The sequence below is a fragment of the Mycobacteriales bacterium genome, from assembly GCA_036497565.1.
Lineage (GTDB): Bacteria > Actinomycetota > Actinomycetes > Mycobacteriales > QHCD01 > DASXJE01.
On the sequence record DASXJE010000222.1, the window covers coordinates 1 to 16,120 of the forward strand.

Annotated in this window: 19 protein-coding genes and 1 tRNA gene; 6 read left to right on the top strand and 14 right to left on the bottom strand. The window is 71.7% G+C overall.

Annotated features, from left to right (window positions below):
* From VGH85_17955 to VGH85_17965, 3 genes are all read right to left on the bottom strand, one after another.
* On the bottom strand, positions 1 to 222 hold a 222-nt coding region (locus VGH85_17955), incomplete at its 3' end, for a hypothetical protein (GenBank protein ID HEY2175695.1).
* 10 nt (positions 223 to 232) lie between these two features.
* A complete protein-coding gene (locus tag VGH85_17960) occupies positions 233 to 1,504 on the bottom strand; it encodes an extracellular solute-binding protein (GenBank protein HEY2175696.1) in 1,272 nt (423 codons plus the stop codon).
* Between the two features lie 127 nt (positions 1,505 to 1,631).
* Positions 1,632 to 3,002 carry a cystathionine beta-synthase gene (locus VGH85_17965; protein HEY2175697.1) on the bottom strand — a complete coding sequence of 457 codons (1,371 nt, stop codon included), beginning with the start codon at positions 3,000 to 3,002 and terminating at the stop codon, positions 1,632 to 1,634.
* Positions 3,003 to 3,061: 59 nt separating this feature from the next.
* Here VGH85_17965 and VGH85_17970 point away from each other — a divergent pair, with 59 nt between their 5' ends.
* From VGH85_17970 to VGH85_17985, 4 genes are all read left to right on the top strand, one after another.
* Complete coding sequence (locus tag VGH85_17970) at positions 3,062 to 4,132, top strand: SGNH/GDSL hydrolase family protein (protein ID HEY2175698.1); 1,071 nt, start codon at positions 3,062 to 3,064, stop codon at positions 4,130 to 4,132.
* 2 nt (positions 4,133 to 4,134) lie between these two features.
* A complete protein-coding gene (locus VGH85_17975; GenBank protein ID HEY2175699.1) occupies positions 4,135 to 4,905 on the top strand; it encodes an SGNH/GDSL hydrolase family protein in 771 nt (256 codons plus the stop codon).
* A 96-nt stretch (positions 4,906 to 5,001) separates the two neighbouring features.
* Positions 5,002 to 6,222: an acetyl-CoA C-acetyltransferase gene (locus tag VGH85_17980; GenBank protein HEY2175700.1), complete on the top strand. Its 1,221-nt coding sequence runs from the start codon at positions 5,002 to 5,004 to the stop codon at positions 6,220 to 6,222.
* 21 nt (positions 6,223 to 6,243) lie between these two features.
* Positions 6,244 to 6,624: an ester cyclase gene (locus VGH85_17985; GenBank protein HEY2175701.1), complete on the top strand. Its 381-nt coding sequence runs from the start codon at positions 6,244 to 6,246 to the stop codon at positions 6,622 to 6,624.
* Here VGH85_17985 and VGH85_17990 read toward each other — a convergent pair.
* Genes VGH85_17990 through VGH85_18000 form a run of 3 tightly spaced genes read right to left on the bottom strand, consistent with a single transcriptional unit; the run spans position 6,621 to position 8,399 of the window.
* On the bottom strand, positions 6,621 to 7,172 hold the full coding sequence (locus VGH85_17990; GenBank protein HEY2175702.1) for a hypothetical protein: 552 nt from the start codon (positions 7,170 to 7,172) through the stop codon (positions 6,621 to 6,623). The genes VGH85_17985 and VGH85_17990 overlap by 4 nt on opposite strands.
* A gap of 44 nt (positions 7,173 to 7,216) precedes the next feature.
* A complete protein-coding gene (locus tag VGH85_17995; protein ID HEY2175703.1) occupies positions 7,217 to 7,579 on the bottom strand; it encodes a hypothetical protein in 363 nt (120 codons plus the stop codon).
* Between the two features lie 28 nt (positions 7,580 to 7,607).
* Positions 7,608 to 8,399 carry a Bax inhibitor-1/YccA family protein gene (locus VGH85_18000; GenBank protein ID HEY2175704.1) on the bottom strand — a complete coding sequence of 264 codons (792 nt, stop codon included), beginning with the start codon at positions 8,397 to 8,399 and terminating at the stop codon, positions 7,608 to 7,610.
* 202 nt (positions 8,400 to 8,601) lie between these two features.
* On the opposite strand from VGH85_18000, the gene VGH85_18005 reads away from it, so the two are divergent.
* Positions 8,602 to 8,979 (top strand): hypothetical protein, encoded by a 378-nt coding sequence (locus tag VGH85_18005; protein ID HEY2175705.1) that lies wholly within the window; start codon positions 8,602 to 8,604, stop codon positions 8,977 to 8,979.
* Positions 8,980 to 9,051: 72 nt separating this feature from the next.
* Entirely contained in the window at positions 9,052 to 9,444 is a 393-nt protein-coding gene (locus VGH85_18010) for a TraR/DksA family transcriptional regulator (protein ID HEY2175706.1), read from the top strand.
* A 51-nt stretch (positions 9,445 to 9,495) separates the two neighbouring features.
* Here the strand turns inward: VGH85_18010 and VGH85_18015 are convergent.
* The 8 genes from VGH85_18015 to VGH85_18050 all read right to left on the bottom strand — a co-directional run bounded on the left by VGH85_18015 (position 9,496) and on the right by VGH85_18050 (position 16,004).
* Positions 9,496 to 9,570, bottom strand: a tRNA-Leu gene (locus VGH85_18015).
* Between the two features lie 75 nt (positions 9,571 to 9,645).
* Positions 9,646 to 10,971 carry an NAD(P)/FAD-dependent oxidoreductase gene (locus tag VGH85_18020; protein HEY2175707.1) on the bottom strand — a complete coding sequence of 442 codons (1,326 nt, stop codon included), beginning with the start codon at positions 10,969 to 10,971 and terminating at the stop codon, positions 9,646 to 9,648.
* Between the two features lie 10 nt (positions 10,972 to 10,981).
* Positions 10,982 to 11,545 carry a hypothetical protein gene (locus VGH85_18025; protein HEY2175708.1) on the bottom strand — a complete coding sequence of 188 codons (564 nt, stop codon included), beginning with the start codon at positions 11,543 to 11,545 and terminating at the stop codon, positions 10,982 to 10,984.
* Complete coding sequence (locus VGH85_18030) at positions 11,542 to 12,750, bottom strand: DUF58 domain-containing protein (protein HEY2175709.1); 1,209 nt, start codon at positions 12,748 to 12,750, stop codon at positions 11,542 to 11,544. The genes VGH85_18025 and VGH85_18030 overlap by 4 nt, the downstream gene beginning before the upstream one ends.
* Positions 12,751 to 12,839: 89 nt before the next feature.
* Entirely contained in the window at positions 12,840 to 13,844 is a 1,005-nt protein-coding gene (locus VGH85_18035; GenBank protein HEY2175710.1) for a MoxR family ATPase, read from the bottom strand.
* Between the two features lie 23 nt (positions 13,845 to 13,867).
* Entirely contained in the window at positions 13,868 to 14,386 is a 519-nt protein-coding gene (locus VGH85_18040; protein HEY2175711.1) for a hypothetical protein, read from the bottom strand.
* A complete protein-coding gene (locus VGH85_18045) occupies positions 14,383 to 15,171 on the bottom strand; it encodes a DUF4129 domain-containing protein (protein ID HEY2175712.1) in 789 nt (262 codons plus the stop codon). The genes VGH85_18040 and VGH85_18045 overlap by 4 nt, the downstream gene beginning before the upstream one ends.
* A complete protein-coding gene (locus tag VGH85_18050; protein ID HEY2175713.1) occupies positions 15,168 to 16,004 on the bottom strand; it encodes a uracil-DNA glycosylase in 837 nt (278 codons plus the stop codon). The genes VGH85_18045 and VGH85_18050 overlap by 4 nt, the downstream gene beginning before the upstream one ends.
* Between the last annotated feature and the right edge of the window lie 116 nt (positions 16,005 to 16,120).

The window sequence follows — 16,120 nt, forward strand, 5'->3', positions numbered from 1 at the left end:
GTTCTGCAAACCGACCCAGTGTGGCGCCTGCAACAAGCTGTAATCGGTGAAAGAAAGGTAGAGGGAGAACGCCATCGGTCCGAGGGTGAATACGGCCAGACCGATGAACCACGGCGTCAGGAACACGTAGCCGGACCGCCCGCCGGCACGGCCCGACCCGGCCGGCGGCCGGCGGACCCGGCTCCGGGCAAGCCGATCCGGCGCCGCGACGTCCGTGCTCACTGGCGTCCTCTCACTGCCCGATGGTCTGCTTGGCCTGCGACATGAACTGGTTCGCACCGGCAGTGACGCTGAGCTGCCCGAACGCCACCTGCTGATAGGTCCGCTGCATCAACGTCCCCAGCTGGTCATCGCCCTTCGGCGGCGCCGGCGGCGTCGGCTGAAGCTGCCCGCGGACCGCCTGCTCGTACTGGTAGACCGCCTTGGTCGCGCCGGCCGTATGGCCTGCTAGTTGTTGGCGGACCTTTAGGTTCGGGAACAGCCCGCGGCTCGTGCCGAGCGCCTTGGCCGCCGCCGGGTCGTTGACGAGGAAGTTGAGCAGCTCCACGGACTGGGCGGGGTACTTCGTCTGCGAGGACACCGCAAGGAGCATGGCCGGCTTCGCATACATCCCGGTCTGTCCGCCGACCGTCGGGAGGTTCACGAGGCTGAGCTTGTCCGAGGTCCCCGCGACATAGCTGGCGAAGAGGCTGTCCCAGTCCCACTCGGCCGCTGCCGCGTGCTTGAGCAGCGGCTCGTCGGACGGTATCCCGTCGATGGTTGCCGTCACCTGCGCGGACGTCGCCGCATTTGACTTGCGCAGACCCGAGGTGAAGTTCCAGAACTGTTCGACATCGCTGGCCGTGAAGCCGATCTTTCCCCCGTCGTAGAGGGTCTTTCCGCGTTGCGTCAACCACGACTCGAAGGCCGGCCACTCCGTGCCCATGTCGGCGAACCCGCGGTACTTCCCGCCGGACTTCTGCGATATCTGCTCGGACCAATGCTGCAGGTCCGGCCAGGTCCAGGTGCTGCGCGGCATCGGCACACCGAGCGCCTTGACCCGTGTCGCGTCGACGATCAGCGATTGGCTGTTCTGCGCCATCGGCACCGCGATCTGCTTGCCGTCGCTCTTTCCGCTGGCGGCAAACTTCTGATCCCAATCGCTGAGGTTCAGTGACTTCGGGATGTAGCTGGCGAGATCCAGGAAGACGCCGCGCTGGGCGTATTCGTTCTGGTAGCCCCGGTCGATCGTCATCAGGTCCGGAGCGCTCCCGCCGGCGGTCTCGGTCGCGAGTTTCTGACCGTAGGCGCCGAACGGGCTGAACTGGGTCTTGACGGTGATGTTGGGATGCCGTTGCTCGAAGACCTTCACGGCGGCCTCGGTCACCTTGGCGCGAGAGGAATCTCCCCACCAGGAGAAGGTGATCGTCGCCTTCCCGTTCGCCGACGTGCTCGACGAACTGCAGGCCGAGGTCAGCGCGGCGGCGCCAACCACGACGAGCGCGAGACCGGTCCGGACAATCATCCGGCTACTTTTCATCGACCGCTACCCCTTCCAGGCGACCCCGGGATTGCGCTTTCCCGGCGGCGAGTCGCGACTATAGGGGCATTGCGCGTCAGGTGCGACCCCCCAATTGCGGCCGTGCGGCGGCTCAGCCTTCCGCGAGGAAGCTCAGTAGGTCCTGCCTGGTCAGCACACCCCGCGGTCGGCCGTCGTCGAGCACCACCGCCGCATCGGCCTGCTTGAGCGCGGCCACCGCCGCCGAGACCGGTTCTCCGCCGCCGATCATCGGCAGCGGGGGCGAGGTGTGCCGCTCGAGCGGGTCGGCGAGGTGCGCCGTACCCGCGAACAGCGCGTCGAGCAGGTCGCGTTCGACCACCGATCCCACGACCTCTGCGGTCATCACCGGTGGCTCCTCCTTGACCACCGGCATCTGCGAGACGCCGTATTCGCGCATGATGTCGATCGCCTCGCGCACCGTCTCGGTGGGGTGCACATGCACCAACTCCGGCATGCGAACACCCTTACGCGCCAGCACATCGCGCACGTGCAGGGTTTCCGTGTCCGACGTCAGGAAGCCGTAGTCGGCCATCCAGTCGTCGTCGAAGATCTTCGACAGGTAGCCGCGTCCGGAGTCCGGCAACAGGACCACGACGACGTCACCGGCCGCGCCGCGCTGGGCGACCTGCACCGCGGCGGCGGCGGCCATCCCGCAGGAGCCGCCGACGAGCAGGCCCTCCTCTCGGGCGAGCCGCCGCGTCATCGTGAACGACACCTTGTCGCTGACCGGAATGACCTCGTCGCAGATGCTGGGGTCGTACGTCGCCGGCCAGAAGTCTTCGCCGACGCCTTCGACGAGGTAGGGACGGCCCGTCCCGCCGGAGTAGACCGACCCCTCGGGATCGGCGCCGATCACCTGCACCCGGCCCCCAGACTTTTCCTTCAGGTAGCGGCCGGTACCGGTGATGGTGCCCCCGGTGCCGATTCCGGCGACGAAATGGGTGATTTGGCCCTCGGTCTGGGCCCAGATCTCCGGGCCGGTGCCGCGGTAGTGCGCCTCAGGGTTGTTGCGGTTGGCGTACTGGTTGGGCTTCCAACCACCTGGCCGCTCGCGGGCGAGCCGGTCGGAGACGCTGTAGTAGGACTCGGGGTGCTCGGGCGGGACCGCCGTCGGGCACACGACCACCTCGGCGCCGTACGCCCGCAGCATCCTGATCTTGTCGATGGACACCTTGTCCGGGCAGACGAAGACGCAGCGGTAGCCCTTGCGCTGGGCGACCATGGCGAGGCCGACACCGGTGTTCCCGCTGGTCGGCTCGACGATCGTCCCGCCGGGCTGCAGCTCACCCGAGGCTTCCGCGTCCTCGACCATCAGCGTCGCGATCCGGTCCTTCACCGAGCCACCCGGGTTGAAATACTCGACCTTGGCGAGCACGAGCGGAGCCGCCCCGCCGGTCACCTGGGAGAGCCGGACCAGAGGGGTGTCGCCGACCAGATCGATGATCGACTCGGAATAGTGCATGGCGCACAGGCTAGCCTCGGAAGTGAGCTGACAGCCGTGGTGCTTGGGGAGGTGGCCTGTTGAGCAGGGCGAGCAGGGCGCGCCGGATCGCGACGACCGCGATCTACGGCGGTGGGGGTCTAGGCCTGGCGAGTGCCGCACTGGCAGGAGTCATATTCGGGGAGATCAAGCTGGCCCACCGGTGGGTGGGACCGCCAGAAGGCGAAGCTCCGGTCGCCGACGACTGGTGGGGCGAGGGGCCGGGCGAGCCGATCGTGCTCGCCGTCCTCGGCGACTCGAGCGCTGCCGGACTCGGGGTGGAGCAGAGCATCGAGACTCCGGCGGTGCTCGTCGCCGCCGGACTCTCCGAGGTGGCCGAGCGTCGGGTGCGGCTGATCAACGTGGCCGTGGTCGGCGCGCAGTCCTCCCAACTGCGCACCCAGGTGACCGCGGCGCTCGCCGAGAAACCCCAGGCCGCGCTGATCATGATCGGCGCCAACGACGTGACCCACCGGGTCCGGCCGGCGCAGGCCGTGCGTTCGCTGGCCGAGGCGGTCCACGGGCTGCGCGAAGGGGGCGCCGAGGTCGTCGTCGCGACCTGCCCTGACCTCGGGACCATCGAGCCGATCGCCCAGCCGCTGCGCTGGATCGCGCGGGCCTGGTCACGCAACCTGGCCGCCGCGCAGACGATCGCGACCGTCGAGGCGGGCGGCCGCACGGTGTCGCTGAGCGACGTACTCGGCAGGGAATTCGCCGACCGACCGCACGAGATGTTCTCCGCCGACCGGTTCCACCCGTCCGCCGCGGGATACGCGGCCGCGGCCGCGGTGATGCTGCCGTCGGTCTGCGCGGCGCTGGGCGTGTGGCCCGAGGAGATGGACCGCCCGCCGCGGCCGTTCTTCGGCGAGGGCGTCCGGCCGGTCGCCAAGGCGGCGGCCCGGGCAGCCGGCCATGCCGGCACCGAGGTCGCCGGCGTCCAGGTCGACGGCCACGAGCGCGGCCCGCGGGGCCGGTGGGCGTTCCTGCGCCGACGGGCCCGGCAGCCGGTTCCGGTCCGCCACTCCGAAGAGCTGCCCGACGAGGAGACGCCCGCATCAGGACTCGCTACGCCGACCGATGGGCAACCTCCTCGCGTTGGACGTAACCTCTGAGAGTGGACGTCAGCCGCCTGGCGGTGCTGTCAGCCACCGGGCTCACCTCGGCGGCGTTGGCTGGCGTGGGCCTGCTCGTCGTCGAAGCAGCGTTGACGATCCGGCGGGGGTTCCTGTCCCCCGATACGGCGCCCGCGCAGGACGGACTGATCGGCGACCCCAGTCGCCCGACCCTGCGGCTGGCGATGCTCGGTGACTCCACGGCGGCCGGTGTCGGGGTGTCCCGGGCGCAGCACACCGTCGGTCGTCAGCTCGCCGTACGCCTCGCCCGCGACGGGCGCTGCATCCACCTCTCCGCGTCCGCGGTCGCCGGCTCGCGGGTCTCCGACCTCGGGCCCCAGGTGTCGCGGGCGCTGCTCGGCCAGCCCGACGTCGCCGTCGTCCTCGTCGGGGCCAACGACGCGACGCACGGGACGCGGCTCGAAACGGTCAGCCATCACCTGCGCGACGCGGTCGGCCGGATGCGCGCCGCGCACGTTCCGGTGGTCGTCGGCACCTGCCCGGACCTCGGATCGGCGCCGGCCTGGTCGCAGCCGCTACGCGGGGTGATCGGCTGGCGGGCGCACCAGGTGGCCCAGGTGCAGCGGGCGGCCACCACCGCCGCCGGCGGTGTCTGCGTCGACATCGGCGCGGCCACCGGCGCCATCTTCCGGGCCGACCGGGGCACGTTCAGCGAGGACGGCTTCCACCCCTCCGCCGACGGCTACCGGCTGTGGGCGGAGGCGCTGCTGCCGGCTGTCGCCGACGCGACCAGCGCGCCGGCGACCCTGTGACCCGCCGGGCACCTGCGCCTCGCCCGGCCGATGTGAGACGGTGCCGGTAGCGGCACCCGCCGGAGCGACCCCGCGATCTAGGGACGGAGAACACCTATGGCCGAGGCAGTCATCGTCGCCACCGCCCGCTCGCCGATCGGGCGAGCCGGGAAGGGTTCGCTCGTCGAGCTGCGGCCGGACGACCTGACCGCCACCATCGTGCGGACCGTCCTGGACAAGATTCCGGCTCTGCGGCCGGAGGACATCGACGACCTGATGGTCGGCTGTGGCCTGCCCGGCGGGGAGCAGGGGTTCAACCTCGCCCGGGTGGTCGCCGTCCTCCTCGGGTACGACAAGCTGCCGGGCACCACGGTCACCCGCTACTGCTCGTCGTCGCTGCAGACCACCCGGATGGCGTTCCACGCCATCAAGGCGGGCGAGGGCGATGTCTTCGTCTCCGCCGGTGTGGAGTGCGTCTCGCGCTTCGCGAAGGGCAACAGTGACGCCTGGCCGGACACCCACAACCCGGTCTTCGCCGACGGCGAGGTCCGCAACGTGGAGCGGATGCAGGGCGGCGCGCCGACCTGGCACGACCCGCGCGAGGACGGCGCCGTACCGGACATCTATCTGGCGATGGGCCAGACCGCGGAAAACCTCGCCCAGCTCAAGGGGATCACCCGCGAGGAGATGGACGAGTTCGGGGTCCGGTCCCAGAACAACGCCGAGAAGGCGATCGCGGACGGCTTCTGGGCCCGCGAGATCACCCCGGTCACCACGCCCTCGGGCAACGTGGTCTCCGTCGACGACGGCCCGCGCGCCGGGGTGACGATGGAGGGCGTCGCCGGCCTGAAGCCGGTCTTCCGGCCTGATGGACGGATCACCGCCGGCAACTGCTGCCCGCTCAACGACGGCGCCGCGGCCGTCGTGATCATGTCCGACACCAAGGCCCGTGACCTCGGCCTCACTCCGTTGGCCCGCATCGTCTCGACCGGGGTGACGGCGCTCTCCCCCGAAATCATGGGTCTGGGCCCGGTCGAGGCCTCCCAGCAGGCGCTCGAGCGGGCCGGGATGACCATCGACGACATCGACCTGGTGGAGATCAACGAGGCGTTCGCGGCCCAGGTGATCCCGTCCTACCGGGAAATCGGCGTGGACATCGACCGGCTCAACGTGCACGGCGGCGCCATCGCGGTCGGACACCCGTTCGGGATGACCGGCGCCCGCATCACCGGCACGCTGATCAACGGCCTGCAGTTCCGCGACGCGACCCTCGGCCTGGAGACGATGTGCGTCGGCGGCGGTCAGGGCATGGCGATGGTGCTTGAGCGGCTCAACTAGACGCACAGACGCGGAGGTGCATTGACCGGTCCGCAGGAGGCGCTCAACGCATTGCTGCGCCAGCTGAACGCCCATGACCTGGACGCGATCGCTTCCTTGGCGCCGGACAACGCGCGCTTTCGCGAGTCCCACCGCCGGATGTTGGCGGCGTTTCCCGATGTGCACGTCGACGCCGAGTGGACCGTTGCCGACGCAGATAAGGCAGTCGTCTGGGGCCACATCACGGGCACCCACCAGGGCGAGTGGCGCGGCATCAAACCCACTGGGCGCGCGATCGACGTCCGGGGCGTCATTGCGCTCGCTGTCGATCGTCGCGGTCGCGTCACGGACTTCTGGCTGGTCAACGATTGGCTCGGCATCGCGACGCAACTCGGCGCGACGCTCTCCCCTCCGCCGGCCTAGCTGCGCCGATCGGCAACGTCCGGTCCGCCGGGGCGCAGCGTTTCCAGCCAGCGTCGGGTCGACCGGAGTGAGGTGAGCCGGATGACGTCCGGACCGGCCGGGTCTGCTGCCCACGCGCGAATACGGTCGCGTTTGCGGGCGAAGGACCGGAAATGCCAGACGACGATCGAGTCGCGGGAGAACGCCTGCCGGAACGTTTCGTGGTTGCCGTTGCAGACCGCGCGATGGTCGAGGGCGCGCAGCAGCGTCCGGCGTACCAACCGACTCAATGACCGCCAGCGCGCGTAGTCCAGGGCCACGATCACCTCGACCCGGGCCAACGGGACATCGAGCCATTTGCCGTAGGCGGTGTCGAGAATCCACTGCTCGCCGGCGCAGATCGCCGCGACCCGCCGCCGCTGCTCCTCCGGGGGAACCTCGATCCAGCCCGGCTCCCAGGTGAGGTCGTCCACGGAATGCCATGGCAACCCGGTGCGCTCGGCGATGCGCGCAGCCATGGTGGTCTTGCCCGACCCCGTCACGCCGTAGACGAAGATCCGGTCGGCCACGGCGGGATCCTACGGGGCTCCGCGGCCGGACCGAAGCGGGCGGCTCACACCCGGGTGAGGTGCAGGTCCGCGCCGAGCCGGTCGATCAGGTCGGCAGCGCGCCGGCAGGCCGTCGGGTCACCGGTTTGTACGACGTCGTGCACCATCACCGCCAGCTGGTCGGCCAGGCCCGCACCGGGCAGCGTGTCGGCGTCGATGCGGGGTACGGCGGCCCGCGGTCGTCGTTCCGCGGCGGCGGCGAGGTCGGCCAGTTGCTGCACCGCGGCGCGCACCACCTGGGCGCGGGTGCGGTGCCAGCCGACCCGGTGGCTCCAGCTCCGGCCGGTCCAGGCGGCGATCTTGGCCAAGACCGGCTCGGCGACCGTCGTCAGGTGACCGGCGGGATCGGCGGCCCCGGCCGGGTCCACGGCGTTCAGCGGCGTACCGATCCGATCGTTACTGGCGGACGAAACCGAGCAGCCGCAGGATCTCGAGGTAGAGCCAGACCAGTGTCACGGTGAGGCCGAACGCGGCGTACCAGGCGAAGTTCTCCGGCGCACCGCGGCGGATCGCCTGGTCGACCATGTCGAAATCGGAGAGGAAGCAGAAGGCCGCGATCCCGATGCACAGCACGCTGAACCCGATCGACAGCGCCGGGTTTCCGCCCCGGATGCCGAGAGCGTCGTGCCCGACGATGAGGCTGCCGATGACGTTGACCAGCATCAGTGCGACGACCCCGAACAGCGCGCCGACGAGCCAGCGGTTGAACTTCGGGGTGACCCGGATGGCGCCGGTCTTGTAGACGACGAGCATGCCGCCGAACACCGCCGCGGTGCCGACGACCGCTTGGATCGCGACGCCCGGGTAGAGGTTGTTGAAGACGTGGCTGATCGCCCCGAGGAAGATTCCCTCGAGGGCGGCGTAGCCGAGTACCAGGGCGGGGTTGGCGCGGCGGGAGAAGGCGACGACCATCGCGAGCACGAAGCCGGCCAGGGCGGCCGGCAGGGCCAATGCGTTGAGGTTGAAGACCCACGACACGGCGCCGAAAAGGATGACCGTGCCGAGCGTGGCGCCGGTGCGGACGACGACGTCGTCCAGGCTCATGTAGCGCGTGGGAGCGTACGCCGGCTGGTCGTACATGTTCTGAAGCTCGGCGGCATCCGGTGTCGGCTTGTTGAACGTGGCGTAGCGCCCAGCCGCAGACGAGAAGTTCCGGCCGTCGCGGCCGAATACCGGATTACTGCTCACATCCGCTCCTTCCGGGCCCCCGGCCACCCGCCGGCACCCACGGACAGACGCGGCGCGCCTTGCACCGCGTACGACACCGTAACGCGCATCCGATCGCCGTAGTTCCGCGCGGTCCCGATGGCCCAAAGCGGCCACACGTACGGGGATCCGCTGAAAACCCGAACCGGCCGGAGACGCAGATTGCGGCTATCCTGACGACACTATGGCGCGCATCCGCAGCACGCGACACCTGGCGAGCGGGCTGCTGGGCGCGATCGTCGCCGCCGCGCTGCTCTGGCTCGCCGGTTCGGCCGGGTCGATGCCGGACTCCGGCTCCCTTGGCCTGTTCGGCCCGGCGGCCGTCGCGACCCACCCGGCCGGCGCGCACCACGAGGGTTGGGGCGTCCTGCACCACCGTCCGGGCGCGCAGCGTCCCGCGGTCGTCCACGGCGGCCCACTCCTCGGCGCGCTCGCCGCGACCAGCGGGGTCGCCGTGCTGCTCGTCCTTCTCGCCGGCGGTCTGACGCCGTCGAGAAGCCCGCGTCGGCTGCTCACGGTGTGGCTGCCGACGACCCGCGGGCCACCGGCGGTCGCCGCCTAGGGCACTTGCCCTCCCACGAGGAAGTGCTCAGGGCGTCTGCGACCCCTTCTCGCTCCTCACCCTGGAGTTTGTATGGCCAGCACCCTCACACCGACACCGGACACACCACGGCTCGACCTCGTCGCCTGCCTGCCGTCGTTGCGCACCGAACTCGAGCGTCAGCGCCGCTTCCGGCTGGATCAACTCGCCGCCCTCGGCGGTCGGGTCGACCGGCCCGGCGGCGATGACCTCGACCTCCTGCACGCGGGGCAGGGCGGTGGTGCCTCCGAGGAGATCGTCGAGATCCTCTCGACCGCGGCCCTCCGGTCGCTGTCCGACATCGACATCGCGCTGCGGCGGATGACGACCGGCCGCTATGGAAGCTGCCTCGACTGCGGCCGGGAGATCCCCTTGGCTCGGCTGCGCGCCGTTCCGCAGACCCTGCTCTGCCTCGGCTGCCATCTGAGCGAAAACCTGGAGCGCTAGCGGGCCCGGGCTGGCTGCGCCGGCTCACCGTGGTGCCGAGCCGGCGCGGCGTGCCCCCGGTCGGGTTCGAACCGACACCTGCGGCCCTTTTAAGGGGCCTGCCTCTGCCGATTGGGCTACGGGGGCGACAGGAGGTTAATCGGATTCCGGGTCATCCCGCACCACCCTAACCAGCCGCGGGCATCGTCATGCGCAGGCGGTTCAGTCGCCGGCGGCCGCCGACTCGAACGCGCGGCGCGGGTTCTGGATCTGGCCGAGGGAAACCACCTCGCGCGGGAAGAACAGCGCGAGCGTCCAGTCGGCCACCACCCGGACCTTGCGGTTGAAGGTCGGCACCCGGGAGATGTGGTAGGTGCGGTGCATGAACCACGCGAGGAACCCGCGGAGCTTGACGCCGTAGACCTCGGCGACGCCCTTGTGCAGGCCGAGCGACGCGACCGACCCGGCGTAGGCGTGCATGTAGGGCTTCGGGGCGCCGCCGCGCAGCGTGATCACCAGGTTGTCGGCGAGCCGCTTGGCCTGGCGCACCGCGTGCTGCGCGCTCGGGCCGCACAGGGCGTCCGGGTCGTCCTTCTTGGACAGGTCAGGTACGGCGGCGCTGTCGCCCGCGCTCCATACCCCCTCGAGCCCGGCGACCCGCAGGTGCGCCGTGCAGGGCAGCCGGCCCTTCTCGTCGACCGGGAGCCCGGACCGGGCGGCCAGAGAGTTGGCCCGCACACCGGCGGTCCAGACGACGGTCTCCGCGTCGAAGGAGTCCCCGTCGGAGAGGGTCACGCGACCGTCGACCATCGACTCGACCCGGGTGTTCAGCCGGATGTCCATCCCCCGCTCGACCAGTCGCTGGACGGTGTACGCCGACATCGACACGCTCACCTCGGGCAGGATGCGGCCGGCCGCCTCGACGAGCACCCACCGCAGGTCGCGCTGCGTCAGAGTCGGGTAGAAGCGGAGGGCGGCGTGGGCCATGTCCTCGAGCTCGGCGAACGCCTCGACGCCGGCGTAGCCCCCGCCGACGAAGACGAAGGTAAGTGCCCGCCGTTGCCGCGCCGGATCCCCGGTCGTGTAGGCCAGGTCGAGCCGGGACAGCACGTGGTTGCGGAGGAAGATCGCCTCCCCGATCGTGCTGAATCCGATGCCGATCTCGGCCAGGCCGGGGATCGGCAGGGTGCGGGCCACCGAGCCGGCCGCCATCACCAGCACGTCGTAGGCCACCTCGACCGACTCGCCCTCCAGCGGCTCGACGACGGCCACCCGGCGGGCGTGGTCGACGGTCGTCACCCGGCCGGTGAGCACCTCGGTCTTGTTGAGCACCCGGCGCAGCGGTACGACGACGTGTCGGGGTTCGATCGACCCGGCCGCGGCCTCGGGCAAGAACGGCTGGTAGGTCATGTTGGGCTGCGGGTCGACGACGGTGACGGCCGCCTCGCCCCGGTGCAGCTTGTGCTGGAGCCGGAAGGCCGTGTACATCCCGACGTAACCGCCGCCGACGATGAGGATGCGGGGCGGACGACCGGTAGGACGCTGCACGCCGCTGAGCCTACCGGCGGGTCCGGGCGAGCCACACCGGGACGGCCGTCAGTGCGACCACCGCGAGCAGGCCGGCGAGTTCCAGCGGCAGCGATCCGGTCAGCCGGGGCAGGACGAAGGCAACCGCGGCGACCACGCCGCTCACCGCGAGGGTGACCAATGCGTGCCGGGACCACCGGATGAGCACCTCGGGGTCGATGCGCGCCGTCGCCGGCATCGCCGCGCACAGCGTGGTCAGGGTGTGGAAGACGTAGAGGTCGGCGGCGAGCCCCGTGGTCAAGAGGATGGACGGTGCGCCGTGCAGGCCGTAGGCGACGAGCCACAGCACGGCGACCATGACGAAGGTGATGGCGGCGCCCGGGGTCTCCGGCGCCACGGCCGCCATCAGCGCGCCGAGGAGAGCGACGACGATCAGAACCGCGAGCCCTCCGACGAACTGCTGCTGCGGCAGCAGCGCCGCGATCGCGCCGGTGACGAGTACGCCGGCCCGCAGCGCGAACTGGATGGGCGACGTCGCGCGGAGTGTGCGGGCCGCGCCGACGACCGCGGCGACACCGGTGTCGATCGCGCTCATCGCAGCGCCTTCGGTGCGGCGGCGGCCCGGCTGATGTCCTGCAGCACCAGGTCGAGGCTGCCGGCCCCGCGCCAGGGCACGACCGGCACCCCGAGCTCGGCGAGCCGCGCGACGTCGACCTCGCGTTCGAGCAACCAGACCCGCCAGGCCAGCTGGGTCCATTCGCTGCGCCGCGGCGGCCGGGCGTCGGCCGGCAGCGTGTCGACGACCAGCACCGCGTGCCCGGCCCGGCCCAGCGCCGCGGCCCGGGCGAGCGAGTTCTCCCCGACGAGCGGGCTCAGCAGCAGGACCAGCGAGCCCGGTGCCACCTCGCTCAACGCCACGTTGGCCGTGAGGCCGCTGCCCCGAGCAGGTTGGGCGTCGAGGAGGACGTCGAGGAGGCGGACGAGGTGGGCCCGTCCCCCGCCGGGGCGCACCTGCCGGATGGCCTGACCGAGGTCGATCAGCCCGACGCGGTCGCCATGGCGCAGGTAGTGCTCGGCCACCGACGCGGCAGCGCGCACGGTGACGTCGAGGCTGCTCGCCGCTCCGTCGATGCCGTCGCTGAATCCAATGTCGTAGCGGGTGTCGAGCACGAGGGTGACGTCGGTGTCGCGGTCCGACAGCGTCGCAGTGACGTGCAGTTCGCCCGTACGCAGCGACACCGGCCAGTGGATACGGTGCAGCCGATCGCCGACGCTGAAGGCCCGCACGCCGGTGAGCTCGGTGCCCTCACCGGGCCGACGCGAGCGGTGCAGGCCGACCACACCCTGAGCGTGCGGGACCGTGTCGGTCGCCTCGAAGCCCTCCCGCAGCGGCAACGTCGTCGCCGTCACCACCCCGGAGACCGACGGCCCCTGGCGGAGCAGCCCGTGCGCGCCGACCGCCTGGACGATCGCCGGGCCGACCTGGTGGCGGCCCCACCGGATCGAGCGGAGGTCGAGTGTGACGTCGCGGCGCTCCCCGGGCTGCACGCTGACGCACCGTTCGGGCCGGCCGGACAGGCCGACGAACCCGCGGCCCACCCGCAGGTCCACGGCGACGACGTCGAGGGTGTCGGCCGAGGCCAGCGTGACCGACGCGGAGGTGGCCTGCCCCTCGAGCAGGCTGTCGGCGCTCGCGGTCAGGTCGACCTCGGGCCGGCCGGTCGGGCGGCGCAGCAGGCCGAGCACGGTGCCGACGACCAGCGGTGCGGCCAGCACCACCAGATCGCTGCGGCGGAGCAAGACCGCGGTGACCAGCAGGGCGGCGGCGACGCCGATCGCCCGGGCGAGCGCCGCGGTCGGCCGCCAGGCGGTTGAGTCGGACGGGGCGGTCAGCGCGATACCTGCCCGGCGAGGTGGTCGTCCGGCCGCGACGCGGACGCGTGACCGCCGGTCGCCGGCGCCGGAACCTCGTCCAGCACCGACCGCACGACGTCCTCGGGGGCGACCCGGCGCATCCACATCTCGGGCCGGAGGGTGAGCCGGTGGGCGAGTGCCGGTACGGCGACCGCCTTGACGTCCTCCGGGGTGACGTAGTCACGGTGGCTCAGCACGGCGTAGGCCCGGGCGACGAGCAGGAGGGCGAGCGCACCTCGGGGCGAGGAACCCACCAGGACCTGCGGGCGGGTTCGTGTCGATGACGCCAGCTCGACGCAGTAGCGGCCGACCGACTCCTCGACGGTGACCGCCTCGACGGCCCGCTGCATGGCGCGTACGCCGACCGCGTCGGTGACCGGGTCGAGCGTGATCGCCTCCCGGCGACGCTGCATCCGGCGCTGCAGCACGGTCCATTCCTCGTCGCGGTCGGGATAGCCGAACGAGATGCGCATGAGGAACCGGTCGAGCTGCGCCTCGGGCAGCGGATAGGTGCCCTCGTACTCGATCGGGTTGGCGGTGGCGATGACGTGGAAGGGCACCGGCAGCGCGAACGTCCGGCCCTCGATGGTCGCCTGGCTCTCCTGCATCGCCTCGAGCAGGGCGGCCTGCGTCTTCGGCGGCGTGCGGTTGATCTCGTCGGCGAGCAGCAGGCCGGCGAACACCGGCCCCGCCCGGAAAACGAACTCGCCCTCCTTCTGGTCGTAGATGAACGAGCCGGTGACGTCCGACGGCAACAGGTCGGGGGTGAACTGCACCCGCCGGAAGTCCAGGCCGAGCGCCTGCGCGAATGACCGCGCGGCGAGCGTCTTGGCGAGGCCCGGGTAGTCCTCGAGCAGGATGTGTCCGCCGGCGAGGATGCTCGCGAAGACGAGCGACAAGGCGTCCCGGCGGCCGACGACCGCGCGACCGACCTCGTCGAGCACCCGGTCGCAGGAGGCCCAGACCTCCTCGAGCGGCATCAGGTCGTCGTCGGCCCGGTCGGTCAGATCGCCTCGATATGTTCCACGGTCGCGGCCACCTCCCGCGGGGTCGGCGGCCTCTCGCCAGGCGTCGGTGTTCCGGTCCTCAGCTGCCACAGCTGCTCTCCTACGATTTTGCGGGCGCGGTCGGGGTCACGGGCGGGGTCGATGCCGTGTCGCTGGCGGAGGCGCTCGTCGACCAGCCGCACGAGCAGCGGACGGACCCGCTGCTCGAAGCGCTGGCGTTCGACGCTACCCCAGGACAGGCGGTACTCCAGGAAGTACAGGTCGGCGTAGGGGTCAGGCGAATCGGCCGGCTCGGACGGCAGCCGCGCCGCGGGATCGGCCGGGTCGAGGCAGGCTCGCACCAGCGCACCGGCAGCGACGACGGCGAGCGCCACCCCGATGCAGTAGGCCGGGCGGGCCCGCAACGAGCCGGCGGACAGGATCAACCAGCCGGCGAGACCGGCACCCACCCCGATGAGCAGCACCGTCAGCGCGATGGTCCAGGGCGAGGACCGCCGCCGGGTCAGCCGCTTCATGACCGGCTCCCGTGGCCGTCGCCGCCGACGGTCGAGCCCGCCGGCTCCTCGGTCCCGTCGGTGTCCGTGCCTTCGGCGTTGCGGCGGCCGGCGAGCAGCTCGGTGCGCACCTGCTCCAGCGCCGAGCGAGCCTCACCGCGCGCGGTGTCGTCCATCCGGTGCGCGGAAAAGCGCGCCTCGCGGTAGAGGTCGGCCAGCCGGACCAGGGTCGGATTGGACACCTGGTAGGTCGAGAGGACCCGTTCGGTGAAGTCGGCGGCGGTCTCAGCCGGACGCCGGGCCACCCCGGCCTCGGCGGCGACGTCCTCCCAACGCATCCAGCACGCGACGATCGCGTCCCGCGGTTGACCCCGCTCGATCTGGGCCAGCACGTCGTCCACGGCGTCGGCGAGCGCAGTGGCGACCCCGGGTGGGGCGAACTCGAGGTCCGAGGGGGGCGGACCGGTGCGATCCTTGCCCCGGTCCAGCGCGCGCACGGCCCGCACGACGTAGAAGGTGATGGCACCGACCAACAGGACTGCGGCGGCGATGCCCAGGGCAAGAGCGAGATCGCCGAGCCAGCTCGGTGCGGTGCCCGTGTGGGGCAGGCCCTTGGGCCGGCCCGTCGGGGGCGGCGACTGGGCCGCGGTGGGTTGCTTGAACACCGGCGCCACCGGGTGGTACGGCGTGCTGTGCGCGGCGATGTCGCGGGTCTGACCTGATCGGCTGGCGAACAGCAGCATCGCGAGCCCGGCGACGGTGACGACCGACGCGACCCAGATGCGGAAGCTGCGGGTGACCGTCACGTCAGGCCGGCCAGCTCGCGGGCCCGGCCGAAGACCGCGTCGAGCATCGGTGCGGTGAGGCGTCCGGTGAACGTGTTCTGCTGGCTCACGTGGTAACAGCCGAGCACCGTGACCGGCGGCCCGTCGGGTCGGTCGAGCCGCACCTCGCGGCCGTGCGCAAAGGGCGGGCGTGGCGACGGAAGCGTCACGTCGAGGTCCCGCAGGGCCGACCAGAGCACGCTCCAGCCGTAGCCGCCGAGAACGACCACGGTGCGCAGGGTGGACCAGAGCAGGGCCAGCTCCCGGTCCAGCCAGGGCCGGCAGGTGTCCCGCTCGACGGTCGTCGGCTTGTTGGCGGGCGGCGCGCAGCGCACGGCCGCGAGGATCCGGGTGTGCCGCAGCGTCAGGCCGTCGCCCGCGTGGACCGACGTCGCCTGGCTCGCCAATCCGGCGCGGTGCAGCGCGGCGAAGAGCCAGTCGCCGCTACGGTCGCCGGTGAACACCCGCCCGGTCCGGTTGCCGCCGTGGGCCGCCGGCGCGAGGCCGACGACGCCGATCCGCGCGTCGGCCGCGCCGAAGCCGGGGACCGGTCGGCCCCAGTAGTGCTCGCCGGCGTAGGCGCGGCGCCGGGTCGCGGCGACGGTCTCGCGCCACTCGACCAGCCGGGGGCAGGCCCGGCACACCGACACGAGCCCGTCGAGCGCGGCGAGGTCCTCGGCGGTCGCCGCGAGCCGGGCCACCTCGGCCGCCGTCGACGCGACCGGCGTACCCGGCGCGGCCGGATCTCCGGCCACGAGACCGAGCCCTGCTCCCACCATCTGCTCCTGACCCGTGACGACCGGTACGGCGACCACCCAATCACGGACGGCGCGACACCGCGACGGGCCGTCGGGTGGGGACGGCGCGGAGACCGGCCGGGCAGGGCATGATCAGGGACGACAGATGCAGCGCGGCGAGGAGGTGGTCCACG